The 24342-nt window shown below is 55.0% G+C and carries 19 protein-coding genes and 1 pseudogene; 7 read left to right on the forward strand and 13 right to left on the reverse strand.

Going from position 1 to position 24342, the window contains the following annotated elements; genetic code table 11:
* Nucleotides 1-31: 31 nt before the first annotated feature.
* The 9 genes and pseudogenes from ACTID9_RS22400 to ACTID9_RS22440 all read right to left on the reverse strand — a co-directional run bounded on the left by ACTID9_RS22400 (nt 32) and on the right by ACTID9_RS22440 (nt 13013).
* Nucleotides 32-1321: a sensor histidine kinase gene (locus ACTID9_RS22400; protein ID WP_441067078.1), complete on the reverse strand. Its 1290-nt coding sequence runs from the start codon at nt 1319-1321 to the stop codon at nt 32-34.
* Nucleotides 1314-2000 carry a response regulator transcription factor gene (locus ACTID9_RS22405; RefSeq protein ID WP_122918739.1) on the reverse strand — a complete coding sequence of 229 codons (687 nt, stop codon included), beginning with the start codon at nt 1998-2000 and terminating at the stop codon, nt 1314-1316. The genes ACTID9_RS22400 and ACTID9_RS22405 overlap by 8 nt, the downstream gene beginning before the upstream one ends.
* Complete coding sequence (locus ACTID9_RS22410; RefSeq protein ID WP_441067079.1) at nt 1975-5127, reverse strand: efflux RND transporter permease subunit; 3153 nt, start codon at nt 5125-5127, stop codon at nt 1975-1977. The genes ACTID9_RS22405 and ACTID9_RS22410 overlap by 26 nt, the downstream gene beginning before the upstream one ends.
* A gap of 10 nt (nt 5128-5137) precedes the next feature.
* The gene (locus ACTID9_RS22415; protein WP_441067080.1) at nt 5138-6475 is read right to left on the reverse strand and encodes an efflux RND transporter periplasmic adaptor subunit; all 1338 of its coding nucleotides are present in this window, start codon (nt 6473-6475) and stop codon (nt 5138-5140) included.
* 177 nt (nt 6476-6652) lie between these two features.
* The gene (locus tag ACTID9_RS22420; RefSeq protein ID WP_441067081.1) at nt 6653-7738 is read right to left on the reverse strand and encodes a hypothetical protein; all 1086 of its coding nucleotides are present in this window, start codon (nt 7736-7738) and stop codon (nt 6653-6655) included.
* Nucleotides 7739-7899: 161 nt separating this feature from the next.
* Nucleotides 7900-8781, reverse strand: coding sequence for a GNAT family N-acetyltransferase (locus tag ACTID9_RS22425; RefSeq protein WP_441067082.1), 882 nt, complete (start codon nt 8779-8781; stop codon nt 7900-7902).
* 233 nt (nt 8782-9014) lie between these two features.
* Nucleotides 9015-10253 carry a hypothetical protein gene (locus ACTID9_RS22430; RefSeq protein WP_441067083.1) on the reverse strand — a complete coding sequence of 413 codons (1239 nt, stop codon included), beginning with the start codon at nt 10251-10253 and terminating at the stop codon, nt 9015-9017.
* 145 nt (nt 10254-10398) lie between these two features.
* Nucleotides 10399-11274, reverse strand: coding sequence for a D-amino-acid transaminase (dat, locus tag ACTID9_RS22435; protein WP_441067084.1), 876 nt, complete (start codon nt 11272-11274; stop codon nt 10399-10401).
* Nucleotides 11275-11303: 29 nt separating this feature from the next.
* A pseudogene (locus ACTID9_RS22440) lies at nt 11304-13013 on the reverse strand (peptide ABC transporter substrate-binding protein).
* A 142-nt stretch (nt 13014-13155) separates the two neighbouring features.
* Between ACTID9_RS22440 and ACTID9_RS22445 the strand changes: the two are divergent.
* Entirely contained in the window at nt 13156-13887 is a 732-nt protein-coding gene (locus tag ACTID9_RS22445) for a gamma-glutamyl-gamma-aminobutyrate hydrolase family protein (protein ID WP_441067085.1), read from the forward strand.
* 108 nt (nt 13888-13995) lie between these two features.
* On the opposite strand, the gene ACTID9_RS22450 is transcribed toward ACTID9_RS22445, so the two are convergent.
* Nucleotides 13996-14889: a serine hydrolase gene (locus ACTID9_RS22450; protein ID WP_441067086.1), complete on the reverse strand. Its 894-nt coding sequence runs from the start codon at nt 14887-14889 to the stop codon at nt 13996-13998.
* 262 nt (nt 14890-15151) lie between these two features.
* Here ACTID9_RS22450 and ACTID9_RS22455 point away from each other — a divergent pair, with 262 nt between their 5' ends.
* Together ACTID9_RS22455 and ACTID9_RS22460 are read left to right on the forward strand one after the other, a co-directional pair.
* Nucleotides 15152-15577 carry a universal stress protein gene (locus ACTID9_RS22455; RefSeq protein WP_441067087.1) on the forward strand — a complete coding sequence of 142 codons (426 nt, stop codon included), beginning with the start codon at nt 15152-15154 and terminating at the stop codon, nt 15575-15577.
* A gap of 31 nt (nt 15578-15608) precedes the next feature.
* Nucleotides 15609-16466: a universal stress protein gene (locus ACTID9_RS22460; protein WP_441067088.1), complete on the forward strand. Its 858-nt coding sequence runs from the start codon at nt 15609-15611 to the stop codon at nt 16464-16466.
* 92 nt (nt 16467-16558) lie between these two features.
* Here the strand turns inward: ACTID9_RS22460 and ACTID9_RS22465 are convergent, their stop codons facing one another.
* Complete coding sequence (locus tag ACTID9_RS22465) at nt 16559-17938, reverse strand: MATE family efflux transporter (RefSeq protein WP_441067089.1); 1380 nt, start codon at nt 17936-17938, stop codon at nt 16559-16561.
* Between the two features lie 386 nt (nt 17939-18324).
* On the opposite strand from ACTID9_RS22465, the gene speB reads away from it, so the two are divergent.
* The 4 genes from speB to ACTID9_RS22485 all read left to right on the forward strand — a co-directional run bounded on the left by speB (nt 18325) and on the right by ACTID9_RS22485 (nt 22920).
* The gene (gene speB / locus ACTID9_RS22470; protein ID WP_441067090.1) at nt 18325-19269 is read left to right on the forward strand and encodes an agmatinase; all 945 of its coding nucleotides are present in this window, start codon (nt 18325-18327) and stop codon (nt 19267-19269) included.
* Between the two features lie 182 nt (nt 19270-19451).
* On the forward strand, nt 19452-20393 hold the full coding sequence (locus ACTID9_RS22475) for an AAA family ATPase (RefSeq protein ID WP_441067091.1): 942 nt from the start codon (nt 19452-19454) through the stop codon (nt 20391-20393).
* Nucleotides 20394-21617 (forward strand): DUF58 domain-containing protein, encoded by a 1224-nt coding sequence (locus ACTID9_RS22480; protein WP_441067092.1) that lies wholly within the window; start codon nt 20394-20396, stop codon nt 21615-21617. It abuts the gene before it with no gap.
* Complete coding sequence (locus tag ACTID9_RS22485; protein ID WP_441067093.1) at nt 21607-22920, forward strand: DUF4129 domain-containing protein; 1314 nt, start codon at nt 21607-21609, stop codon at nt 22918-22920. Before ACTID9_RS22480 ends, ACTID9_RS22485 begins: the two co-directional genes overlap by 11 nt.
* Before the next feature lie 25 nt (nt 22921-22945).
* Here the strand turns inward: ACTID9_RS22485 and ACTID9_RS22490 are convergent, their stop codons facing one another.
* Together ACTID9_RS22490 and modB are read right to left on the reverse strand one after the other, a co-directional pair.
* Nucleotides 22946-23623, reverse strand: a complete 678-nt coding sequence (locus ACTID9_RS22490; protein WP_441067094.1) for an ATP-binding cassette domain-containing protein — start codon at nt 23621-23623, stop codon at nt 22946-22948.
* A gap of 16 nt (nt 23624-23639) precedes the next feature.
* Nucleotides 23640-24335, reverse strand: coding sequence for a molybdate ABC transporter permease subunit (gene modB, locus ACTID9_RS22495; protein ID WP_441067095.1), 696 nt, complete (start codon nt 24333-24335; stop codon nt 23640-23642).
* Nucleotides 24336-24342 lie beyond the last annotated feature (7 nt).

The following is a 24342-nucleotide window of genomic DNA, read 5'->3' on the forward strand; positions in this document are numbered from 1 at the left end:
CCCTTCCCTATATTGTCTTCTTACTCTCCCCTCAACTCTTCGCCGGCAGCGTGATCGTAAAGCTGGTTCCGGCGCCTTCCTTGCTTTCCACGCGGATTTTGCCTTCGTGAGCTTCCACGATCCATTTGGCGATGGAGAGGCCGAGTCCGGTTCCCTCTTCGGCGCGGGAGCGCATTTTATCGCCGCGGAAAAATCGGTCGAACACAAAGCCAAGCTCTTCCTGCGAGATGCCGATGCCGGTGTCGCTGACGATGATCGTAATCCAGTTGCCCTCGCGTTTGCAGCTGACGGTGATCTGTCCGGTTTCCTGGGTATATTTCAACGCATTGTCCAGCAAGATGACCATCAGCTGCTGAAGGCGTTCCTCGTCGCCCATGATTTCGAGCGGCTCCTCCACATCGCGCTTCATGGTGATTTCCTTAAGCTCGGCCAGCTGCGAGAAGGTGCGAATGCTTTTTTGCACGATCTCATCCAGCCGCACGCGCTGCTTCAAAATTTGCAGCTCGTTGGAATCGGAGCGGGCCAATGTCAACAGGTCGGTCACCAGCTTGGTCAAACGCTTTGTTTCCTGCATGCTGGCCGAAATGGTCTCGCTTTCCTCTTCAATCGTATGGTCGGGGTTGCGGAACAGCCGCTCCAGATTGAGACGGATGACGGATAATGGCGTGCGAAGCTCATGCGAGGCGTCCGCGATGAATTGCTGCTGCTTTTCCCACGACTGCTGGATCGGCACCAAGGCGCGCTTGGCCAAAAACCGTCCGGTGACGATGGCGATGATGATGCTGACAAACCCGCCGATGCCGAGCACGTACAAGAGAAGGTCGAGCATTTTTTGCTCGGGCTCCAGATTGTAGACCAGCTGGACCTTTTCGACCTTTTGCAGCTGTCCTTCCGTAAAGATGACCCGGTTGGCCATGATCGTGCAGATGCGGTAAGGCTGCCCGTCGATCACCTTCGTTGTGATCCCAAGCTCATTGTCTTCCGGTTTGAACTTGGGGATGTCGTCGTTTTCGATCATTTCGCCGAAGGCTTTGGCCAAAAACTGATCGTGCGGCCCCCAAAACAGGAAGACGATGCGCCGGTCGACGTCACCGAAGCGCTTGCGTTCCAGCTTGAGGTGGGACAGCGGAGCGGACGGCATCGGCCCTTGCGGCGCAGGCCCCTGGTTCATCTGAAAAACGGCCCGCTGCAGCTCCCTGTCCACCTGTGAGTACAGATTGTATTGCATGGAAAAGTAGAGCGCGCTCCCCAACCCGTACAAGAGCACCATGAATACGATGACGTTGAGGATCACGAGGCGATTCTGGGTTTTCTTAAACATTCTCTTTTTTCCCTTTAAGGATATAGCCGACGTTGCGCACAGTCCCAATCAGGTTGTCGCAACCGAAATCGCTCATTTTTTTGCGCAAATAATGCACATACAGATCGACGACGCCGTAATTGGCCTCGGAATCGATGCCCCAGACGCGGTCGAAAATTTGCTGCCGCGTGAGAATCTGCTCTTTGTTATGCAGCAAATATTTCAGCAGCTCGAACTCTTTGCTGGTCAGCTTCATCGGCGTCTCGCCGACATACCCGTCGTATTCGTTCACTTTCAGCGTGATCGGGCCGTAGGTCAGTTCGCCCTCGGTGCTGATTTTGCCGTTGCGGCGCAATAAGGCCCGTGTCCGCGCCAGCAGCTCTTCGACCGCGAACGGTTTGACCAGGTAGTCGTCCGCCCCGGCGTCAAGGCCCTGGACGCGTGCGTCCACGCTGTCCTTTGCCGTCAGAAACAGCACCGGCGTAGACACACCCTTGCTCCTCAGCTTTTTGACGATGGTCAAGCCGTCCATGCCCGGCAGCATGATATCGAGCACCAGCAAATCATAAATGCCGCGCTCCGCCAAATAGAAGCCTTCATCGCCTCGCTCGGCTCTGTCGACCTGATAGCCTTCCTCCTGCAGCACACTGCTCACTGCCGCCAGAAGATGACGATCATCCTCCACTGCGAGAATCCGCATATGTCTCCCTCTTTCGTGTCAAAAATGGAATTCGCGCAACCCGGCTGAGTCGAATTGCGATGTCATCTAAAATGGAATACACAACCGGAATGACGACAAGTGTCAAGAGCGTGGAAAACGTCAATCCGCCGATCACGACCGTCGCCATCGGTGCCTGGCTTTCGCCGCCTTCGCCGAGGCCAAGCGCGAGTGGGAACAGCCCCAGCACGGTACAAAGCGTCGTCATCAAAATCGGACGCAAACGGATCGATGCCGCCCGCAAGATCGCTTCCTTGCGAGCCAAGCCTTCTTCCCGCCGCAAAATATTCGTAAAGTCGATCAGCACGATCGCGTTGCGAACCACAATCCCCGCGAGCAAAATGATCCCGATGTAAGCGGGGACGCTGAGCGAGCGACCGGTAATCCACAAGCTGAAGCTGGCCCCAAAGAACGACAGCGGCACAGACAGCATGATCGACAGCGGATAGACCAGCGACTCAAACTGGGCGGCCAAAATCATGTACACCAGCAAAATCGCCAGCAAAAAGGCCATGATCATGCCATTCGTCGATTCTTGCAGCTGCCGGTTTTGCCCCTGCTGCTCGATGACATAGCCAGGCGGAAGCGGGAACGACTCAACCACCTTGTTGATCCCCTGCGTGACGCTGCCGAGGTCTTTGCCCGGTGCCAGCATCGCGGTCACATTGACGATCCGCGCCTGGTTGTATCGGGAGATCGAGAGCGGCCCGTCTTCAATCGACACTTTGGCCACATCCTTGACCTGAACCTTCTCGCCTTTGCTCGTCGTCATCAGCAAGTTTTCGATGTCCTGCATATTGGTGTCGTGGTCTTTTTCATAGGAAACGGTGACATCGACCTCTGTTCCGCCTGTCTCATATTTCGTCGCAACCGTATCGCGCAAAGCGGTCTGGATGGTGGACGACAAGAGCGACTGTGTCACGCCAAGCTCTGCCGCGCGCACCCGGTCCAGCACCACCTGGATTTCCGGGCGCGAGTCTTCGAGCGTATTGTCCGCCTCGCGAACGCCGTCCACGTCGCTGATCGCATTCGTCAGCCGTTCGGCAAGCTCGCGCAACGTAGTCTCATCGTTGCCGCGCAGCGCATAGGAGATCGGCGCATTGCCACCGCCCCCGCCTTGTCCGCCGCCACCGCCAAGTCCGGGGAGAGAAGCGCCGCCCGCCTCGCTGACCCGCAGACGCGCGCCTGGGAACCGGTTCAGCTTTTGCCGGACCTCTTCGACGATCTGGGCTGTCGAGCGCTGCCGCTCATTCTTGCCTTTCAGCAAAAGGAGAAAGGAGCCTTGCGAGCTTTGTGCGTTGTTGCCGGGACGCGTCGCATTGCCGCTGCCGAGGCTGGAATACACGGTTTTGACCTCGGGAATCTTGGCGATCATCGCATGCGTCTGATTCATCACATCCCGCGTCTGCTCCAATGTCGCGCCGTTTGGCAGCGAAATGGAGATATTCACCTGGCCTTGATCAGATTGCGGAATGAACTCGGAGCCGATCAGCGGCACGAGACCTACACCCGCGACCAACGTCGCCAATCCAATCATTACCACAGTTTTACGATGGCCCAATGACCACGAAAGCATTCTTCGATAAGCCTGCGTGCCTTTCCCTTCCTGATGCTCCGCCTTGACCGGCGCCTTCAGCCGCTTTCGCGACCATTTCACCGCAAGCATCGGGGTGACGGTCAGCGACACGACGAGCGACGCCAAAAGCGAGAAGGATACGGTCACGCCCAAATCTTTAAACAGCTGCGCGGTCACGCCTTCGACGAAAACGATCGGGAAAAACACCGCGACCGTCGTGATCGTCGCCGCGATGACCGGCATCGCCACCTCGCGCGTCCCTCTGACAGCGGCTTCGCGGATCGGCATGCCCAGCTCCCGCTGCCGGTGGATATTCTCCAATACGACGATCGCATCGTCGACAATCATCCCGATCCCCAACGTCAAGCCGCCGAGGCTCATCGTGTTGATCGACATGTTGGAGAAATACATCAGCGTGAACGTCCCGATGACCGAGATCGGAATCGCTGTCGAGATGATCAGCGTATTGCTGATGCTTTTTAAGAAAAACCAGATGATCAAAATCGCCAGAAGCCCGCCGATCAGCATATCGTGCTCCAGCGTCGAGATGGAGGAGCGGATGAACTGGGATTGGTCGGAGATGCTCAAGACATTGAAATGAACCGGCATCTCGGACTTCAGCTGCGCAAGTTCCGCGTGTACACCGTCCGCTACCGCCACCGTATTCGTGCCGGACTGCTTCATGATCGTCACGGCAACCGATGGCTTGCCATCCAGTTTGTTTTCAACAGATACTTCCTTGTACCCTTCCTGTACGACCGCAACATCCTTGAGAAAAATCTTCCCGTCGCCTTTCAGCGGAATGGATACGTTGCGGATGTCATCGACCGAGGCGAACTTGCCGATCGAACGGACGGTATAGGTTACGCCGCCCTCGGTCACGTTGCCGCCGGCAGCGTCGAGGTTTTGGTTTTTCAGCTGCTGGTTGATGTCCGCCAGCGTCAGGCCGAATTGCTCCATTTTGCTTTTGTCGACCTGGATGCGGATTTCGCGGTCCAGTCCGCCGGATACCGTCACCGATGCGACGCCATTGACTCGCTCCAAAAACGGAACCATCTGGTCGACCACCGTCGACTTCAGCTGGTCCGCTCCCATATCAGCAGAGATCGCCAGCGTCAAAACCGGCGCGCTGTTCGGATCAAAGCGGGTGACGGTCGGCGACTCCAGATCGTCCGGCAGCTGGCGTTTGGCCCGCTCCACCTTTTGCGTAATGTCCGCAACCGCCTGATCGAGATCGGCGCCATAATCGAACTCCACAATTACCTGTGAGGAGCCTTCGCGTGATGTGGAACGAACCGACTTGACGCCGGCCACCGTCGAGACAGCTTGCTCCAGCGGCTTGGTGACCAGATTGGTCATCTCCTCGGGACCGACCCCGGCATAACTGGCAGAGACCGCTACCGTCGGGATTTCAATTTTCGGATACAGATCGATCGGGATTCGCTCCAGGGACATGATCCCCAAAATAATGGCGATGAGCACAGCCATCATGATCGTGACGGGACGGCGAATGGCAAAATCAGAGATATGCATCGCGCTTCACCTAGCCTTTTTTCCAGCCTTGGGATTCACCATTGCCCGATGCCCCTTGCTGTCCTTTTTTGCCCGATTTTTCTTTCTCCGTCGACTTTTCCGGCTGATTGGGATCGATGACGACCACGGCTGTGCCGTCCGCGAGCGTATTTTGCCCTTTGACCACGACTTCCTGGCCTTCCGTAAGGCCCGAGAGAACCTCCATCTGCTTGCCGTCCGAATCTCCCGCCTGGATGGTAACCTGCTTGGCTTTTTCCCCGTCCACCACGTAGACGAAATATTTCTGTTCCTTCATCATGACCGCTTCGCGCGGCACGACCATCGCCTTGCGCTTCTGGCCGGCGATGTCGAGCGAGGCGACCATTCCGTCTTTCGCGCGCAAATCGGCATTGTTCACCGCGATTTCCACCGGATACATCTTGCTGCTGTCCGCGATCGGGCTGACCGATGAGATGGTGCCCTTCACCGTTGTATTAATCGCGGGGATTTTGACTTCCACTGCCTGATCATTATGTAAAAGTCCCACTTGCGTTTCACTGACTTGCGCATTCACTTTCATGCTTTGCAAGTTGACGATTTGGGCGACGACCGTATTGGTGCCAACCGTATTGCCGATCGACACCGGCAAATTTCCGACGATTCCGTCAATGGGCGCCGTGATCGTCCGGTTGCCGTAGTTGTATTTGGCGAGCGCATAATCCGCCTCGGCCTGCTTCAACGCCGCCGCTGCGGAGTCGAGCGATGATTGAGTCGGGCCTTTCTTGTCTTCCTTGAGCTTCTGGACCATGTTATCCAGGGCGGTCACGGCGCTGTTGTAGGCCAATTTGGCTTTCTCCACATCAGCGGTGGACACTGCGCCTTCCTTGAACAATTTTTGCGTGCGGTCAAGGTCCGTTTTTGCCGCATCCGCTTTTCGCTGCGCGTCTGTGAGCGAGTTTTGGGTTTGGGCGATCGTTTCTGCCGGCGTCCCTTCGGTCGAAGCGTTATACTTCGCCTTTGCTGCCATATAGGCTGCCTCGGAACGCTGCAGCTGGATGTTCAGCTCTTCCCCTTCAAGGGTGATGAGCGGCTGCCCCGCCTTCACCTGATCGCCGATTTTGACCAAAATTTGCTGAATCCGCCCCGAAGCCTTGGGATTCACATCGACCCGCTGGCTCGCTTCCAGACGTCCGCTCAGTGTGACGCCCATAGCAAAATCTTCATTGTTCACCTTCTTCACCTCGACAGGCACCGCCCGCTGCGCTTGTCCTGTTCTTCCTCCCGCAGCTTGCTGCTTGCCGGAGCACCCCGATAACACCGCAAGAATTGTGACGCACACAGCCACCACTTTCATTTTGCTCGGACTCAAGCTGGCTTCCTCCCCATTTTTTCAAATACGCGTTTTTCCTTCTAGTAAAGCACTCCATCTTTAGAACCAGATTTGAGAATAGAACAAAAAGGAAGCAGGACTAGGTAATCAGCACACACCCGCCTGCTTGCTCTTTTTTGCCTGCCGTTTCTTTACTCGGTTACGGTTCGCATCCTGCTATTCCTGCGTGCTGGCCTTCTGCATCTCCTTCTTGCGGCCGTCCTTACGATCGAACTTCTTCTCCACAAACCGGTTGATGCGGTCAGCCAGCTCCGACTTGATTTGATTCGCTTTTTCCTGTGTCAGTTCACCGCTTGCGACTGCCTCATCCAGCGTTTTCGTGCGCTGGGCGATCAAGAGCTTGACGACGTCATCTTTGGTAACGCCTTGTGCCTGTGCGACTTCCGCCAGCGATTTGCCCGCCTTCAGCTGTTCCTTCAATTGGTCGGCATCCAGCTTCAGCAATGCCAGCAGCTCCGCATTGTTGCGCAGGCCGAAACCTTTGCCGTGCATGCGGCCATCGTGCTTGCTCTCAATGAATTGCTTGATTCGCTGGGCTGAGTTTGCCTTGATCCGATCGGCCTGCTCAATCGTCAGCTTGCCGTTCTTCACAGCTTCCGCCAGCTTCTGATCGCGCTGTTTGGCAAGCAGGCTGGTGAGCGCGTCCGTGGAGACGCCTTGCGCCTGCGCGATTTCAGCAAGCGACTTGCCCGCTTTCAACTGCTCGTGCAACTGATTCGCATCGAGCTTCAATAGAGCCAGCAGCTCGGCGTTGTTCACGAACCCTTTGCTGAAACCTCTTCCATGACCATGATCGCCAAGCTGGACGCCATCATGCTTGCTCACTACCATTTTCTCGATTTTATCGGAAAGCTTTTCTTTTGCTTGATCCGCTTTTTCCTGTGTCAGCTTGCCGCTTGCGACCGCTTCATCCAGCGCTTTGGTGCGCTCGGCGGTGAGCAGTTTGACAACCTCATCCGTGGCGACACCTTGCGCGCTCGCCACATCTGCGAGCGATTTGCCCGCCTTGAGCTGCTCCTTGAGCTGATCGGCATCCAGCTTCAGCAATGCCAGCAGCTGGGCATTGTCGAGTTTGCCAGCGTGCACGCCTTTTTCGGCTTTCCAACCATTCATCACAACTTTGTGCGCTGTCGCCGTTTGGGTGGTGGTTGATGTCGCGGCGAAAGCACTGCCGATGCTTCCGATGCTGAGTACTGCGGCAACAGCACTCATGACCATACCTGATTTTGACTTGCGAAACATGTCTTTCACCCTTTCAAGATTGTGTGGTTGTACCGTGGACAGTCCTAGTGTAGGCTTCGATTCTTTGAATTTGCTTAGAGCAATATGGAAATCTTGTGGAAAATCTGTGCTGAATTTTTCCTTATTTTTGTCGGTATGCGAGCGGTTTATGTACCTATCCGTCAAAAATCGGCCATCTCCCGCACCATAAACACCTGCTCCGCCATTTTGCCAAACCCCGCCTCCCGCAAAACCGCGAGCACCTGCTCGTCGTTCGCAGGATAATTGACCGTCAAGCGGTGGAAGCACGCGTCAAGCGGAGCGAACGCATGAGACAATGCGCAGCGGATGATCGCCTCTGCGTCATGCCGCATGGGATCGGCTGCACAGTGAAACAAAAGCGTGGTGGCAGGCTGCCCCTGCTCGTCATACAGCCGCCGGTACAAGGCGTAGCCGATCGCTTGCCCATTTTCGTCCCGGACCACGAGCGCCTCCCTGTTCTCGATGGTTTGCCACTGGATGTCCCAGATCGGTTTCGGCCAAAACGCCAGCCCATACACGTCTTGCACGCTCGCCTGGTCCACCGCATAGCCCTCCGCCGATTTCTCCTGAAAAGGAGACAACGCTGACTGGCTCTCCAAAAAGATCGACTGCCCCGCAACCCGATAGCCTGCTTTTTCATAGAGGGCAATCGCCGCATCGTTCTCTTTGATCGCGACCAGCGCCGCTTGCTCAACGCCTGCTTCACGATAAATGGCGAGCGTTTCTGCCAGCAGCGCACGGCCGACGCCGTTTCCGCGAAAAGCGGGCGCAACACCTGTGCCCCCGTTCCAGGCAATCTTTTTGCCGTCCCGCCGCCAAATTCCGTTCAGCACGATGCCCACCGGCTCCCCATCGCAAAACGCGACGATGGAATGGCTGGGAGAAAGCTCTTCTTTGCCGATTTTGTGCGCGAGGCTGTCAGCGGTCTTCGATTGGTCAAAAAAGTACCCCTCATACCCACGATTGTACGCGAGCACCGCTTCGTCCAGCGTGCATGCATTCAGTCTTTTGAAAACAATCATTGTTGTCTCCTCCTTGTCAGGCGTTTGGCAATGTCATACGCCTCGCTTTGTATTTTCAGATAATTAATTCAATTCTTTTGATAAAAATTATTTTACTGAACTTCCATTCCTTTTTCCACTGTTTTCCTTACCAAAACAAAAGCCATCTCGCAAAGCGGAAATCCGCTCGCCAGATGGCTTTCGATGTATTCGTTCTATGAAAGAGAGGCTTCAAACCGTGCACGCTCATCGCATTACCGGCTCAACTTGGTCAACAACGCAATTGTCTTTTTATACGCCGCTGGATCTTTCGGATTTTTCTCCGTTTTCACTTTCGCCAAAAGCTTTGCGGCCAGCTTTTTCATCTCCGCTGGCTGAGCCTGTGCGAAGGCTTTGAGGTCGTTGGAGGCTAAATAGTTGACATACCAATAAAAATCGCCTTTGTAGATACTGATGTCCAGCTTATCCAGCCCAGCCATGAACGATTGGTACCATTGCAGACGCAGCTGCTTTTTGGCTGCCGCCGTAATTTCCTTCTGGCTGGCAAAGGCATCGATGATCTCAATCGTCATCGCGTAATCCTGGTAATATCGCTCATTATCCTTCACTGCCGCATTGTTTTGCTTGAGCATGGTGAGAAGCGCTTCCTGGGTAGCGGCCGTCAAATTGTTTTTGTACGACGTGCCCAGCTGGGTTTTGTATGCGTTATATATTACCGTCGCACTCCTCATTTTGTACTCTAGGTTCAAGCCAGTATCAGCCAAGACCAGATTCAAGCTTTTTCTGGCGTACGTATCGTACAGCTCTTGCGCCGTATCGTGGTAATTCGGCTCCATCGACTTGGTGAATTCCGCAATTGCCGGCATGGCAACCGAGTTCGCCCAGCTGTACTCGGAGAAGCTGCCTCCCGGGATATAGTCAACAAACTTGGGCAAATCTTGCATAAACCGATCGAGCACTGCGATGACGCCGTCCATATAGGCGTATAGGTACGCGGTGTCACGGTCGACTACCCAACTCTCCTGCCATGATGAATTCGCGTAAAGCGCGCGCGCTTTGGCAGCAGCGTAGGTCAGCACCTTTACATCGTTCGCGGAAACCTCTTTCATCTTGGCCGTATAGGTCAGCATATCGAGCATTGTCGCCTGCACCTCATCGCGGACTTTGTTGTACGGCATTCGCTCGCCTGCCTCGTACAGATCGACGACGTCCGCTTCTTTTTGGATGAGTTCCTTCACCTTGCCCAAGATGTAGAGCTGCTCCGGGGTCAGCTGATCGTTTTTCAGATGCATTTCATAAAACGCCGGGCCGATCCCTATATACATCTCTCTGCTCGCCCGGCATCCCATGCCGCATTCCTCATTTTGTTCCGCTTGCATCCTCTGCTGGTCCGCTTTCTTCATCTTCTCGACAATCGGCGAAGCTGCCGATGCCGGAATGGCGGTGAACAAGCTCAGCGCTGCCAACAGCAGGATTGATTTTTTGAACGTCATAACGATCCCTCCACACATCCGTTTAACCGGTCATCCTGATCACTTCATCGATAGTCTGACGGTTTCGCCGCCGATTTCGTTACATGGTAAAAAGGCTGCCGAGCATGCTCGACAGCCTGCGGCAAGGCTTTCCCTCGCCGTTTCTTTATACGGTTTTGATCGTGCCTGGTTCGCATTCCTGCGCGACCAGCTCGCGGAACCATGTTGTCAGCTTGCGGAAGTATTCCCCCGGCTTGCCTTCCCCGATCTGTTTGCCGTCGATCGAGACGACCGGCAGCACTTCCATCGTGGTGCTGGTCATGAAGACTTCGTCCGCTGCAAGCACTTCTGCAAGCGAAATCGGCTGCTCGCTCACCTCAATCTGATTTTCCTCCAGCAAAGCGATCAGCTTTTGGCGGGTAATTCCCTTCAAGATCGAGTGATCGGCCTGTGGCGTCTTGAAGTGTCCGTTTTTCACGATGAACAAGTTGGACGATGACCCTTCCTTTGCCCACTCGCCTTGCACCAGCAGCGCTTCCTGGCCGCCTTTTCGCTTCGCCTGTTCCTTCGCGAGCAAATTCGGCAGCAGGTTGATCGATTTGATGTAGCAATTTTTCCAGCGCTCGTCTGCCACCGTGAAAACAGCTGCACCCTCTGCTTTGTATTTGGAAAAATCAGGCGCGCCGTGCTTCCAGACCAAATACAGGTTCGGCGTGATGTTATGCGGGATCAGATGGTTGCGCGGCGCTGTTCCGCGTGTGATCTGCATGTACAAGGTGCCGTTTTCAATGCCTGCCTTGCGAATGCCTTCCCAGGCCAGCTCGGCCAGCTTCTCCTTGCTTTGCGGCAGATCGATCTCGATCGCGTTTGCCGATTGTTCCAGTCGATCCAGATGCTCCTTCAGTGTAAACGGCACGCCGTTGTAGATGCACAGCACCTCATAGACGCCGTCCCCCAGCTGCAGGCCGCGCTCCTCGATCGGCACGACCGCTTGATCGACCGGGATAAAGCGGTCATTGAAATAAGCGATGTTCTCACTCATACTTCCATCCTCCCATGGTTCTATCTCTTCTATTCTTTATAGGCGAATCGGAAATCGACGTACCCCAGCGCATCGACGATGACGCCTTTGAGCTTGTCGTTTTGCACCCATGCGTTCACATTCGTGTAAAGCGGCGTGACCGGCATCGCATCCATGAGGATCGTTTCCGCCTCCGTGTACATTTGCTTGCGCTTGGCTGCATCCTTTTCGACGCGTGCTCCCTCCACCAGATCGGTATACTTCTGGTTGAACCAGCGCGTGTTGTTGCTCGAGCTTTCTTTTTCCGTGAATTTTTCCAGAAAGTTGATCGGGTCGTTGTAATCAGCTACCCAGCTTGAGCGGGAGAACATGTAGTTTTCGCCTTCCTGGTTTTGCAAAAAGACTTTTGTCTCGTAGTTTTCCAGCTTCACGTCGACGTTCAGCGTTTTTTTCCATTGGGCCTGCAGCGCTTCGGCGATCTTTTTGTTCATGTCGGACGTATTATACATGAAAGTGACGGTCGGCAAGGCAGTCACGCCCAGCTCTTTCATGCCTTCTGCAAGCAGCGCTTTCGCTTGCTCGGCATCATTGTCCTTGAAATAGCCCTCCGGCTTGAGCGCCATCGATTGCGGCACGAATCCCAAAAGCGGGGTCTGTCCCGCCTGGGTCACGTTGTCGGTCAGCTCCTGGCGGTTGATCGCATAGGCAAACGCTTTGCGGATCTTTTCATTGGTGAACGGCGCTTTCTCGGTCTGGAACTTGATGTAGTAGTTGGCCGCCTTCATTTTGGATTTCAGCTTGCCTTCTTCCTTAAGAACCGGAATCGCATCGGCCGGAAGCGAACTGAGCGGCCCGCCCGCCCAATCCAGATCGCCATGGTTGAACATTTCCAGCTCGGTATTCGTGTCGGCCACCATGGAGAATTCGATTTTATCGAGCTTGACGGAATCCTTATCCCAGTAGGTGTCGTTTTTGGCCAGCACCAGCTTGCTCTTGTGCTCCCACGTATCGAGCTTGAACGCCCCGTTGCTGACGAATGTCGAAGGATCTTTCCACCATGTCTGCGGATTGGCTTCCACCGCCTTTTTGTTGACCGGGGTGAAAAATGGGGTCAACGCTAAGAAATACGATGTCGGATGCTCCAGCGTCACCTACAGTGTCTTGGCGTCCAGCGCCTTGATGCCGACATCCTCCGCCTTGGCTTTGCCCGAATAGTAAGCCTTGGCATTTTTCACATCAAAGAGAGAGTATGCATTGGGAGAAGCGTTTTTCGGATCGAGATTGCGCATCCAGGAATAGGCGAAATCCTCGGCAGTCACCGGATCGCCATTCGTCCATTTCGAATCGCGCAGCGTAAAGGTGTACACCAGCTGGTCATCGGACACCTTGATGTCCTCTGCCAACGATTTGACGGCATTCCCGTCTTCATCGAAACGTGTCAGCCCGTCAAACAGCTCGCGAATCAAAATGCCGGAATTCGCCTCGTCCGCTGAAACGGTATCAAGCGATGATGGTTCTTCTACATTCAGGTGCAAAATCTGCGGTGCTTTGCTGCCGGCATCGGTACTTCCTGCGTTTCCTTGCGTTTGCGGCTGTGCCGGCTGCGCTGGTGCGGCGGCATCGTTGCTGCTACAGCCCGCCAACATTCCTCCCAGCAATACGAACATGCTCATGCAACGGATCAACTTCTTTTTCATCGCAAGCTTCCCCCTGTACGGATTCATCGTTTTGCATCTCTTTCTTTTTTTGCTCGTACACATCGTACTGCAAGGAAAAGAATCATGACAAATTGAATTCCTCAATACACCTTATGTAAATCTTCTATACGTTTTTTGTTCCCTTTCCGTCTGAGATCTTCCATACTGATCGTACATTCTTCCAACTGACAAACGAGGTGAGAACATGCCGCCTATCATCGGCATTGCCTGTCCCAAACAATTTTTTGCCAAAAACCCGCACGAACCGAACTTTTATGTAAGCAACAGCTACATCGACGGCGTGGTGCGCTCCGGCGGAACGCCGTTGCTGCTGCCGCTCCTGCATCAGCCGAACGCTCCCTTGCAAGCGATGGTGGAAGCGCTGGACGGACTGATTTTTACCGGCGGGGAAGACCCGGCTCCCCATCTCTACGGCGAACAGCCGCTGCCGGGCTTAGGCGAGGTCGATTACGAGCGCGATCTGGCGGAGCTTGCGCTGATCCGCATCGCCCGCGAGTTGAAAAAGCCGATGCTGGGCATCTGCCGCGGGATGCAGATCATCAATGTGGCGCTCGGCGGAACTCTCGTGCAAGACATCCCGTCGCAAATTCCCCACGCGCTCCAGCACGGGCAAAAAGGCTCCAGGCTGTATGCGGCGCACAGCGTTTCGCTTGCTCCCGGCTTTGTCAGGGATGCGCTTGGCAAAGATGACGTGCTGGTCAATACGTCCCACCACCAGTCGGTCAAAGAGCCGGCGCCAGGCTTGCGCGTCACGGCCGTTGCACCGGACGGCGTCATTGAAGCGATTGAAAACGACGATGCCACGATTGTCGGCATCCAGTGGCATCCGGAGCGAATGTGGCTGCACGATGATAACATGCTGCGGATTGCGGCATCGTTCGTCGAGCTGGCGGGGCGGGCGAAAGCGGTTCGGTAAGCGGCCGTGGGCTGTAGTGGATATACGGGGATTTCTGAAAAAAAGTTGCAGACCTTATAGAAAACGAAAGAGGCCGATGCACGCGCACCGGCTTCTTTCGTTTTCGCTTTACGATTCCATGCCCATGAAGTGATCGTAGGCGGCGCGGGACAGACGAGCGATCGTTTGTGCGCCCTGGTTGGTGCTTTCGTTGTCGCGGGACAGCACCGTGATGGCAAATGCGCCTTTTCCATGCGGCATGTAGACGATTCCGGCGTCGTTGACGCAGCTGCCGATCGTCCCTGTCTTGTGTGCGGCTCGCGCTTGTCCGGGAAGCAGGTTCGGAATCCGGCTGGTAAATTGCTGACGCTTGAGAATGTTCAGCATCCCGTCGCAGGCCGCTTCGGAAATCAACTGCTTCTTCGCGATCATCTCCAGCAGGCGGTTGATCTCCTGCGGGGTCGATACGTTATTCTCCGGCCGCGGCTCAAGAATCGGATGGGCCTCGTCGAATTGATCGGCATCCTCGCGCCGCATATATTCCTCGTATCCTTCAGCCGTCGGCGCGGGCAAATCGAGTCCCGTACAGATCGTCAGCAGACGCCAGCAATCGTGCCGGATGTTGGTTTTCACGAGGCCAAGCTCGTTCATGAAGCGATTGACGCGCTCGATCCCCACATGCTTGAGCACCTGATCGGTTCCATAGTTGTCGCTGACGATGATCATCAGCATCGCCAAGTCTTTGATCGTCACCTCGGCGCCGGGGTCCAGCTCCTGCAACACGCCCGAGCCTGGCACACGCTCGTCCGCCTGCAGCTTCACCCGCTGGCCAAGCGACAGACGCCCTTCCTCCACATCCCGATACAATGTCGCCAGGATCGGGATTTTGAAAACGCTCGCCAGCTGAAACAGCTCATCCCCCAACAAGGACGCTTCTTCGCCCGTCTCCAGATGCTTGACGGCAACCCCGAACGTCCCCGGCATTTCCCGCGCGATCCGCTCCAGCTTTTCTTGCAATTCCATGGCTTGTCTCCTCTTTTCTCTGTAGAAATGGTAGAAATGGACGGCGCTATCCTCCCCTCATTAATTCCCATCTTTCTTCCAAAGTCAAGACAGTAAGTTAAAACGGTTGCGACTTCTCGGACGAGTCAGTGGCTTTCCATGGCAAAGATCAGGGAAAAACCCCCCCCATTTTCAGGGTTCTCCCCGACATACAGCCATCCCCCCCTTTGCTATACTGAAGATGCATCAGAAAGCCAATGACAATCAAAACAGGAGGTCACTCATGTTTACCAATATTTTAGTTGCAGTAGATGGTTCCGAAACTTCCCAAAAGGCAGTCGAATGGGCAAAGAAAACACACGAAGCGCTGCCGGAAGCCAAAATTACGTTCGTGCACGTGTTCCAGCCATTCGTTCCCGTCATCGCCGGCTATCCGGCTGCCGTCATCCCGCAGCCGCAAGACGTGCTCTCGCCGGAAGAAACGCCTTCCTATCAGGCATGGGCGCAATTCGAGGACAAATCGCGCGTCGCGTACCGCAACATTCTCGGCGGTGCAGCGGAAGAAATTTGCAATGAAGCCGAAGCGAAAGCGTGCGATCTGATCGTGGTCGGAAGCGTTGGCCATGGACTCGTCTCCTCTGTGCTTTTGGGCAGCGTGAGCGCCAAAGTGCTGCACCATGCCAAATGCTCGGTATTGATCGTACGTTAATCACCATATTTCCGTTTAGGAGGAACTTATCATGACGAAGCTCTTGGTCCCAATCGACGCAAGCGAGCGTTCGCAGCAGGCCGTCCGCCTGGCGACCGCGATCGCCGCTGACAAAGCCGATGCGTCCCTTACCCTCTTGCACGTGCTTTCGCCGCTGCCGCCGGGAAAAACCGTGACGTTCATCGATCCTGAGCAATTCACCCGTTATCAAAAAGAGGACGCGATGGAACACCTCCAGCCGTCTTTGGAGCTGGTTGAAAATTCCCGCGTGCCTTATACCATGAACTATGAGGTCGGCATTACGCATGAGGCGATCGGCAACTGGGCCCAAGAGCACGACATGATTGTGATGGGCACGCACGGCTACGGCCGTGTCGCCGGCTGGATGCTCGGCAGCATCGGCTATCCTTTGCTGCACCATCTGCCGGTTCCCATCATCCTCGTCCCGGAAGAAACCGAGTCTGTCCATGCGCCAAAACGCATCCTGATTGCGGTGGACGGTTCCGATCACGCCCGCTATGCAGCCGAAGCGGCCATCCAGCTGGGCAAAAAGACCGGCGCGGAATTCGTGCTGTTCACGGCTGTCGGCTACTCGCTCCCTCACGCGGAAGAGCTTAGCGAGGACATTCACGAGAAGCTCTTGACCAGCGGCGAACGCATTATCGCCGCATACGAGCCGCTCTTTCGCACATCCGGCGTCACCTACACCACGAAGGTGGCGATCGGCGATCCATCCCTGCGGATCAAGGAAGTCGCCGAGCAGGAGCACATCGACCTGGTTGCGCTCGGGTATCACGGCACGAGCGGTCTTACCGATTTGCTGGTCGGCAGCACGGTGTACAAAATGATTCACCGGACCACCAAACCGCTCTTGATCGTTCGATCGTAGTCCGTTTTTGACTTGCGAATCATCATCTCCTCTCCCAAAAGATAATAAAAACCAGCCATGAGCGGCTGGTTTCTTTTTTGTTCGTGCTTATGTTATGACATCATCTTCGCTTTTTTCCAATTGCCGAACATATAGTAGAGCACCGTCAAAATGACCGCGATGGAGAAGCTGACGGGAAAACTCCACCAGACCGCATCCAGACCATACATGCTTGCCAAATAGTAGGACATCGGGATGCGGATGACCCACAGCGCGATAAACGTGACGAGGAGCGGCACCATGACGGCACCGGTCGAACGGATGACACCCGCCAGGACGAAGTTGATCCCGAACAGCACGAACGCCCAAAGGGTCAGCCGGTTGATATGCATGCCGATCGTGATCGCATCTCCCTCTGTAGGAAGAAACAGCGACAGCGCCTCGCGGTTGAACACATAGATGAGCGCGGCCAATAGCCCGGACATGACGAAATTGAACAAAATGCCCGTCATGGCCGTGCGCGTCACGCGCTCCCACTTCCCTGCCCCGATGTTTTGCGCCGCCATCGAGGACGCGGCTGCGCCGATCGCCATCGCTGGCATCTGGATGTAGTTGGACAGCTGCGTCGCGGCCCCAAATGCAGCTGTGGCATCCGAGCCGAACGTATTGACCAGATTGATCAAGGCCAGCCCGCTCGATGAGACGACGATCATCTGGAACCCCATCGGCAGTCCCTTTTTGATCAAAGCCGCGATGATGTCGCGGTCGAAGCGCAGCAGATGGTATTCGCCTTTCCGCAATAACAGGAAGTAATTCGTCTTGTACAGATAGACGACGAGCAAAATCAGGCTGACGAATTGGGCGATGAGCGTGGAGAACGCCGATCCGGAAATGCCCATCTCCGGAAACGGGCCAATCCCGAAAATCAGCAGCGGATTCAGCACGATATCGAGAACCACCGAAATGAGCAGGAAATAAAACGGTGTTTTCGAATCGCCCGACCCGCGCAAAATCATCATGATGAAGTTATACACGAACAAAAACGGGACACCGGCAAAAATGATGCGCGTGTAGGCAATCGCAAGCGGAATGGCATCGGGCGGCGTATTCATCCATTGCAAGATGTCGGCGGAAAACAAAAAGCCGATCAAACCGATGAAAATCGACAGCGAACAAAAAAACACCGCACTCGTCCCTACGACCCGCTTCGCTTCTCCCATGTTGCCCGCTCCAATATTTTGTCCTACCAAAATCGTTGTGGCCATGCCGATCCCGAAAATGGAGCTGAGCAGAAAAAACATGATATTGTTCGCATTGGACGTCGCGGCCAACGCGGTCTCTCCGAGGAACTTCCCTACCCAGATCGAGTTGATCGAGCCGTTGAGCGATTGCAGGACGTTGCCGAACAAGACGGGGAGGGCAAAAAAGAACAGCGTTTTTCCGATCGGCCCTTCGGTCAAGCGTACCTTCCCTTTACTGGCGGCTTCTGCCATCTTTATACATTCCACCTTTCCGATCACATTTTGTGGTAAAATACAAATCAAGTGAATTGATTTTAGCATCGATTGCTTGGAAACGCTAACACCCATTACCTAACTAATATTAGTTAGAAGAATCGATGCATTGGTGCATAATCAATTCATTCATGGGTAAAAACGATGCAAAAGCGGGTAAAAATCGCTTTCCTTACAGTTGGTATCGTTTTTGCTAAGAGGTAAAGCATACAGCCATACTTTCATCAAAAGGTAGGGGTTAGTCTGAAATGAACTTGAAACTGTTCTTAATCGCAGTTTTGCTGTCGATGATCTTATAAAACCGGGAAAGCCTTCAACGTGAAAAACCAACCCAACAAATCCAACAATTCCAGGAGGAACTTCCCATGAAATATCCTTTGACACCAGACGTAAAACCAGAATTTTGCACAACCGGTTCGTTTATGCGCTTGCCGGCAGCCAATGAAAATGCAAAAGTTGCAATCATCGGGATGCCGTTCGATACCGCCGCTTCCTTCCGCGTCGGTGCCCGTTTCGCGCCGCAAGCGATCCGTCAGGCTTCGATGACGTTGTTCCCGTATCATCCGATCCACAAGGTGTATCCGTTCGACGATACCAATGCGATCGATGTCGGCGACGTGCCGGTGATTCCGCACAACATCCACCGCAGCTACGAGCGCATCGAAGCTGCGATGCTCGAATTGATGCAAAAAGGGATTATCCCGATCGGTCTGGGCGGCGACCACTCCGTCACGCTGGCAAGCCTGCGCGCAGCCGCTAAAGTGCACGGCCCTGTTGCCATGATCCAATTCGACTCCCATACCGACACGTGGGACACGTACTATGATGAGAAATACTGGCACGGTTCCCCATTCATCCGCGCATACGAGGAAAACCTGCTCCAACCGGATAAAGTGTTCCAAGTCGGGATTCGCGGCACGCTGAACCACCCTGGCGATTTGGATGCCAGCTATGAATTGGGCTACAACGTCATTACCACCCCTGAACTGCGCCAACGCGGCATCGCGGATGTCGTGAGCGAAATCAAAAACAAAATCGGCGACACGCCTGTCTTCCTGACGTTCGATATCGATTTCGTCGATCCAGCGTTCGCTCCAGGTACAGGTACGCTTGAAGCAGGCGGCTTCTCCAGCGCCGAGTCTTTGGAAATCGTTCGCAGCCTGACCGACCTGAACTATATCGGCTTCGATTTGGTGGAAGTGCTGCCGCCGTACGATCCAACCAACATTACGTCCCTGCTCGCAGCTACGCTCATTCACGATTTCGCTTCCCATGTGGCGCTGAATGAGAAGAAAAACGGCAAAAAATAATCGAATCGAATGAAACACCATTGGCTCGCCTGCTTGAGGCGAGCTTTTTTGGTACAGATAAGATTTTATAAAATTTTATTGATTGATCATGCTGAATTTTTCATACTTTATGGAAATGATTTGAAAATAATGAGAAAATAGATGGGATTTCCATTTAAAAAGCTGCGATAAGGAGGAACCACATGCACGCTGAAAAGGTTCAACAGCTCTTGCATTCGATCAATCGTGTCATCGTAGGAAAAGAAACGGAAGTTCGTCTGCTGATCGCAGGCTTGCTTGCGCGCGGGCATGTCCTGTTGGAAGATCTGCCGGGGATGGGCAAAACGGTGCTGGCCAAGACGCTGGCCCAGTCGATCGGCGGTGCCTTCCAGCGGCTGCAGTTCACCGCCGACCTGCTGCCGTCCGACGTGGTGGGACTGCATTTTTTCAATCCGAAAACAGGCGATTTCGAGCTGCGCCGCGGTCCGGTTTTTGCCGATGTGCTGCTTGCCGACGAGATCAACCGGGCAACGCCCCGGACACAGTCCGGCCTCCTGGAGTGCATGGAAGAGCGGCAAGCTACCATCGAAGGCGTCAGCCTGCCGCTGCCGGAAGCGTTTTTTGTCATCGCCACCCAAAACCCGATCGAATCGGAAGGCACATATCCGCTGCCAGAAGCACAGCTGGACCGCTTTTTGTTCCGACTCTCCCTGGGCTATGGGACGCGGGCCGATTCGCTTGCCATCATGCGCCGCTTCCGCACCGATTCGCCGCTGGACGACATCGAGCCGGTGCTTGGCGCGCAAGACATCATTCAGATGCAAAAGGAAGTGCGCCGCGTCCATGTAAGCGAGGCCGTCGAGAACTACATCATCGATTTGACGGAGGCGAGCCGCACCCATTCGTCGATCGAGGTCGGCATCAGCCCCCGCGCCATGCTTGCCTTGGTCCACGCTTCCCAGGCGCTCGCGTACATCGATGGCAGAAGCTTTGTCCTGCCGGATGATGTCAAGCTGGCAGTCCCGCCGCTATTCACCCACCGCATCCGTTTGACGATGGAAGCAGAGCTGCTGCAGACGGAGCGAGATGTCGTGCAGGAGCTTTTGCAAAGCGTGCCAGCCCCTGTGGAAACGGGCGTTCAATAAATGACGACACGGGATTCGTTTCAACTGATCGGCGGCATTTTCCTGTTTGTCGCGCTGTTTACGCACGACTGGTTTTTCTTCGCGCTCGGTTGTTTCTTCCTGTTCCTTTTGGCTGCGCATCGCTGGTGGCAAAAGCGGCTGTCCCGTTTTGTCACGATCACCTGCAGCAGCCCGCAATCGCGGGTGATGCCGCATACGCCAACGACCATGCGCATCGCGGTGCAAAACCGTTCCCTGCTCCCGCTTCCGGCGACAAAGCTCTTCTTTACGCTCCCGCTGACCGTGGAGGTAGAAGGCGCTGACGTTTGCCGGGAGGTGAGCAAGCAGCTGCAGATCCAGCTGTGTTTGCACGTCCCGCCCCGTTCACAGGTCATACGTGAGCTGACGGTGATTCCACGGAAGCGGGGGGTGCTCTGGCTGACAGATATGGCGATGGAGCTGATGAGCCCGTTTGCGACCGAGCCTTGCGTACATACCGGCAAAACATCCTATTCGCTTTTGGTCTATCCCGAAATCACTGCATTGCCCCCGTACCAAAAAGGATCGCTTGAGCCGTTGGGCAAACGGCTGTCGATGCAGCGCATGCAGGACGATCCTGCTTTCATCCGCGGTGTCCGCCACTATTTGCCCGGCGATCGGCAAAAAACGATCGACTGGAAAGCCACCGCCAAGACAGCACAGCTGCAAACGCGGCTCTTCGAATATACGTCCTCGCAAAAATGGGTGATCGTCGGCCACATGCTGCCGATGTACGAGCCTAAGCTACAGCGATTCAACGATCTGGAAAACGAGCGGACGATTTCGGCCATCGCCTCCGCTGCTGCCCGCTTCCGCCGGGAAAAGACGCCTCATTCGCTCTACTTGAATGTGCGGCAGCGCGGGCGCGAGCTGTTCCATCTGGCAGAAGGCAGCGGTAAGGCGCAATATGTGCACATCCTGACACAGCTGGCGAAAATGAACCATTTTGTGCCCACATCGCTGTCCACTGTTTTTCGCCGTCTGGAGGCAAGTACGCACAAGCTGTCCATTCTTCTTGTTTCTTCCCGCTTTGACGCAGAGACAAGCCGAATGGCAGAACGGCTGAAGAAGCGCGGGCATGAAGTGACACTGCTCGACGCTTCCGCAGACACGCCATTTTTCCGCCCGCTGCAGCGACAGTCGCATTCCGGCATGAGAGCGTCAAGTGCTATCCGAGAGGAGCGTGAAGCCGTCCATGAACGATAACGCCGTTCTGCGCAGCTCGCTGGCGCTCACGTTTGAAGCGCAAATCATCGCGCTGCTGCTGTTCGTCACGCCATACCTGGCCTTTTCAGGCAAAAGCGCGATCGGGTTGTTTCTCACCATCAGCGTGCTGTTTTCCGCCGGTTCGTTCTTTTACCAAAAAAGCAGCCGCGGCTTTCTCGGCCTGATCCTGCTGTCGCTCACGGTCTTGCTCGTCGCGGTTTTGGGCTATGTATATGCGGATTCGGTGATTCTCGCCCTGGCCGGTGCTGCCGTATACTATTGGCGTCTGCATGTGCGCGCGGCGGAAGGCATCACGCTGCCCGAATTGACCAAGCGGTTCACGCTTGTCATGTTCACCTACGTTTGCCTCATGATTTGGCTGGCTCTGACGGGAGCTTTTTCGCTCGCCGATCTCATGCTCGCGCTCTCGTTTTCGACGGTCTGGTTTCTGATCATGTGTTATCTGGAGTTTTTGACGCGAGATGCAGGCTCTGCCGCACTCTCCGGCGGAAAAATCGCTGTATTCGCATCACAGCAAGCAGGGCTTGCGATCGGAATCATCGCCGTCTTTTTGACGGCCGCAAGCCTCCTCTACTACGCGCTCGCCTACGGCTTCGCCCTGATCAAAGGGCCTGTTTTGAGCCTGCTCAAAGTGGTCTTCATGCCGCTGTTGCTGTGGCTCGATTCGCTGGTCGCAGCGCTGAAAGGAAAGGCCAGCAACAACACGGCATTGAACAAATTTCTTGAGCAAGGCGGCGGCGCGCAGCAGGAATACGCACCCCCACCGCCTGTTCAGCAAGACTTGTTTTCGCGGCTGGAGCCGTATCTCATCGCACTTGTCGCCCTTCTGATTCTGTTCGTTTTGGCGCGGATGGTCTGGAAGCATTACAAAAAGAACAAGCGTGTGGATCAGCCCATGCAGCCGATCACGCCGCCTGCACAGACGGTGGAAAAGCTCTCCCCTTCCGTTATTGTGGAAGAAAAACCGCATGAGAACTTGCAGAAATGGCATGTGCCGCAAAACGATCGCGTGAGGTACGCGTACTATCGATTTTTGCAGCAGATGAGCGAGCGGGGCATGTTGATCCATCTGGAGGAGACGAGCCGCGAGTTTTTGCAGCGCATCCGCGCCGCCTATGCAAACAGTCCCGTCACCCCGCTTGCCGAACGCATCACGCGCACGTACGAGAGCTACCGTTATGGCGGACAGCAATTGGCCGAGGATGAAATCGTCCGTATGGAGGCGGATGTGGCGGAGTTCGCGACGCTCGCCAGGAACGAAAATGATGGAGCACGACACTGAACATCACAAAAAGAGCGATTGCTTCCTACGTGGAATGCAGTCGCTCTTTTTGGTCCGTATTCCCTTCCTGCCGCACGATCTTGCCCTTTTCCAGAAACAAAATCCGGTCGCCGAGCTTTTGCGCCTCCTCCAGGTCGTGTGTCACCAAAATCACCGGGATGCTCCACGTCTGGTGCAGCTCGATCAATATTTCATGGCATTGCGCCTTTGTCTCTTTATCCAGCGCGGAAAAAGGCTCGTCGAGCAGCAGTAGATGCGGCTCGGTGGCGAGCGCTCTGGCCAAAGCTACCCGCTGCTTTTCACCGCCGGAAATTTGCGCCGGATATTTCTCCAGCAAATGTCCGATCTTCATCACAGCCAACAGCTGCTGGATGAGGGGGGATTGGCTGGTCATCCCCTTTTGCTTGACGCCGTATAAAATGTTCGCTTCGACCTTCATGTGGGGAAACAGCGCGAAATCCTGGAACAAATAGCCGATGCGGCGCTTCTGGATCGAAAGAGGGCGCTTTTTCGCGTCATAGAAGACGGTATCGTTCAGCCGAATCCCGCCTGCATCGGGGTGAATGATGCCTGCGAGCGCGTTGAGAATCGTTGTTTTCCCTGATCCGGAAGGGCCGAACAGGACGATCCGTTCATTTCCGACCGCAAACTGGACGTCCAGCTGGAAATGGGCCAGCTTTTTTTCAATATGAACAGAAAGCATGCGCGTCTCTCCCACTCTATGATTGTTTGCTTTCATGTGCGTAGCGCCTCAGGTTGCGTTTGGTCCACCAATTGAGCCACATGATGGTGCTGAATCCGAGCGCAACGATGATCACGACCCAAAAGTAGGCTTTGTCCATCTCCCCGTTTTCCACCGCGAAATAGATGGCGATCGGAATCGTGTCCGTTTTGCCGGGGATGTAGCCCGCCAGCATCATCGTCGCACCGAACTCACCCAGCGCCCGGGCGAAGGCGAGCACCAGGCCGGCCAAAACCCCCGGCCACGCCAGCGGAAAGGAAACCGTCCAAAACACGCGCCACTCGGAAGCGCCCATCGTGCGCGCGGCGATTTCCAAATGCTTGTCCACCGTCTGGAACGCAGCGAGCGCGCTCTGGTACATCATCGGGAACGAAACGACCACGGAAGCGATGACCGCCCCCACCCATGTAAAGACGATCTGCACATCATAATGCGTGAGCAGCCACTTGCCCAGGAAACCGGTTTTGCCGAACAACATCAACAGGCCGAAGCCGACGACGGTCGGAGGCAGGACCAACGGCAATAAAAAAAACGATTCCAGCGCGCTTTTTCCCACAAACTCCTTGCGCGCGAGCAGCCGGGCCAGCAAAACTCCACTGATAAAAACAATGGAGGTGGCTATCCCGGCGACTTTTACAGACAAATACAAGGGTGTATAGTCGATGTCCGTCATGATAGCC

Source organism: Brevibacillus fluminis, from assembly GCF_052072235.1.
GTDB classification, from domain to species: Bacteria; Bacillota; Bacilli; order Brevibacillales; family Brevibacillaceae; genus Brevibacillus_D; species Brevibacillus_D fluminis_A.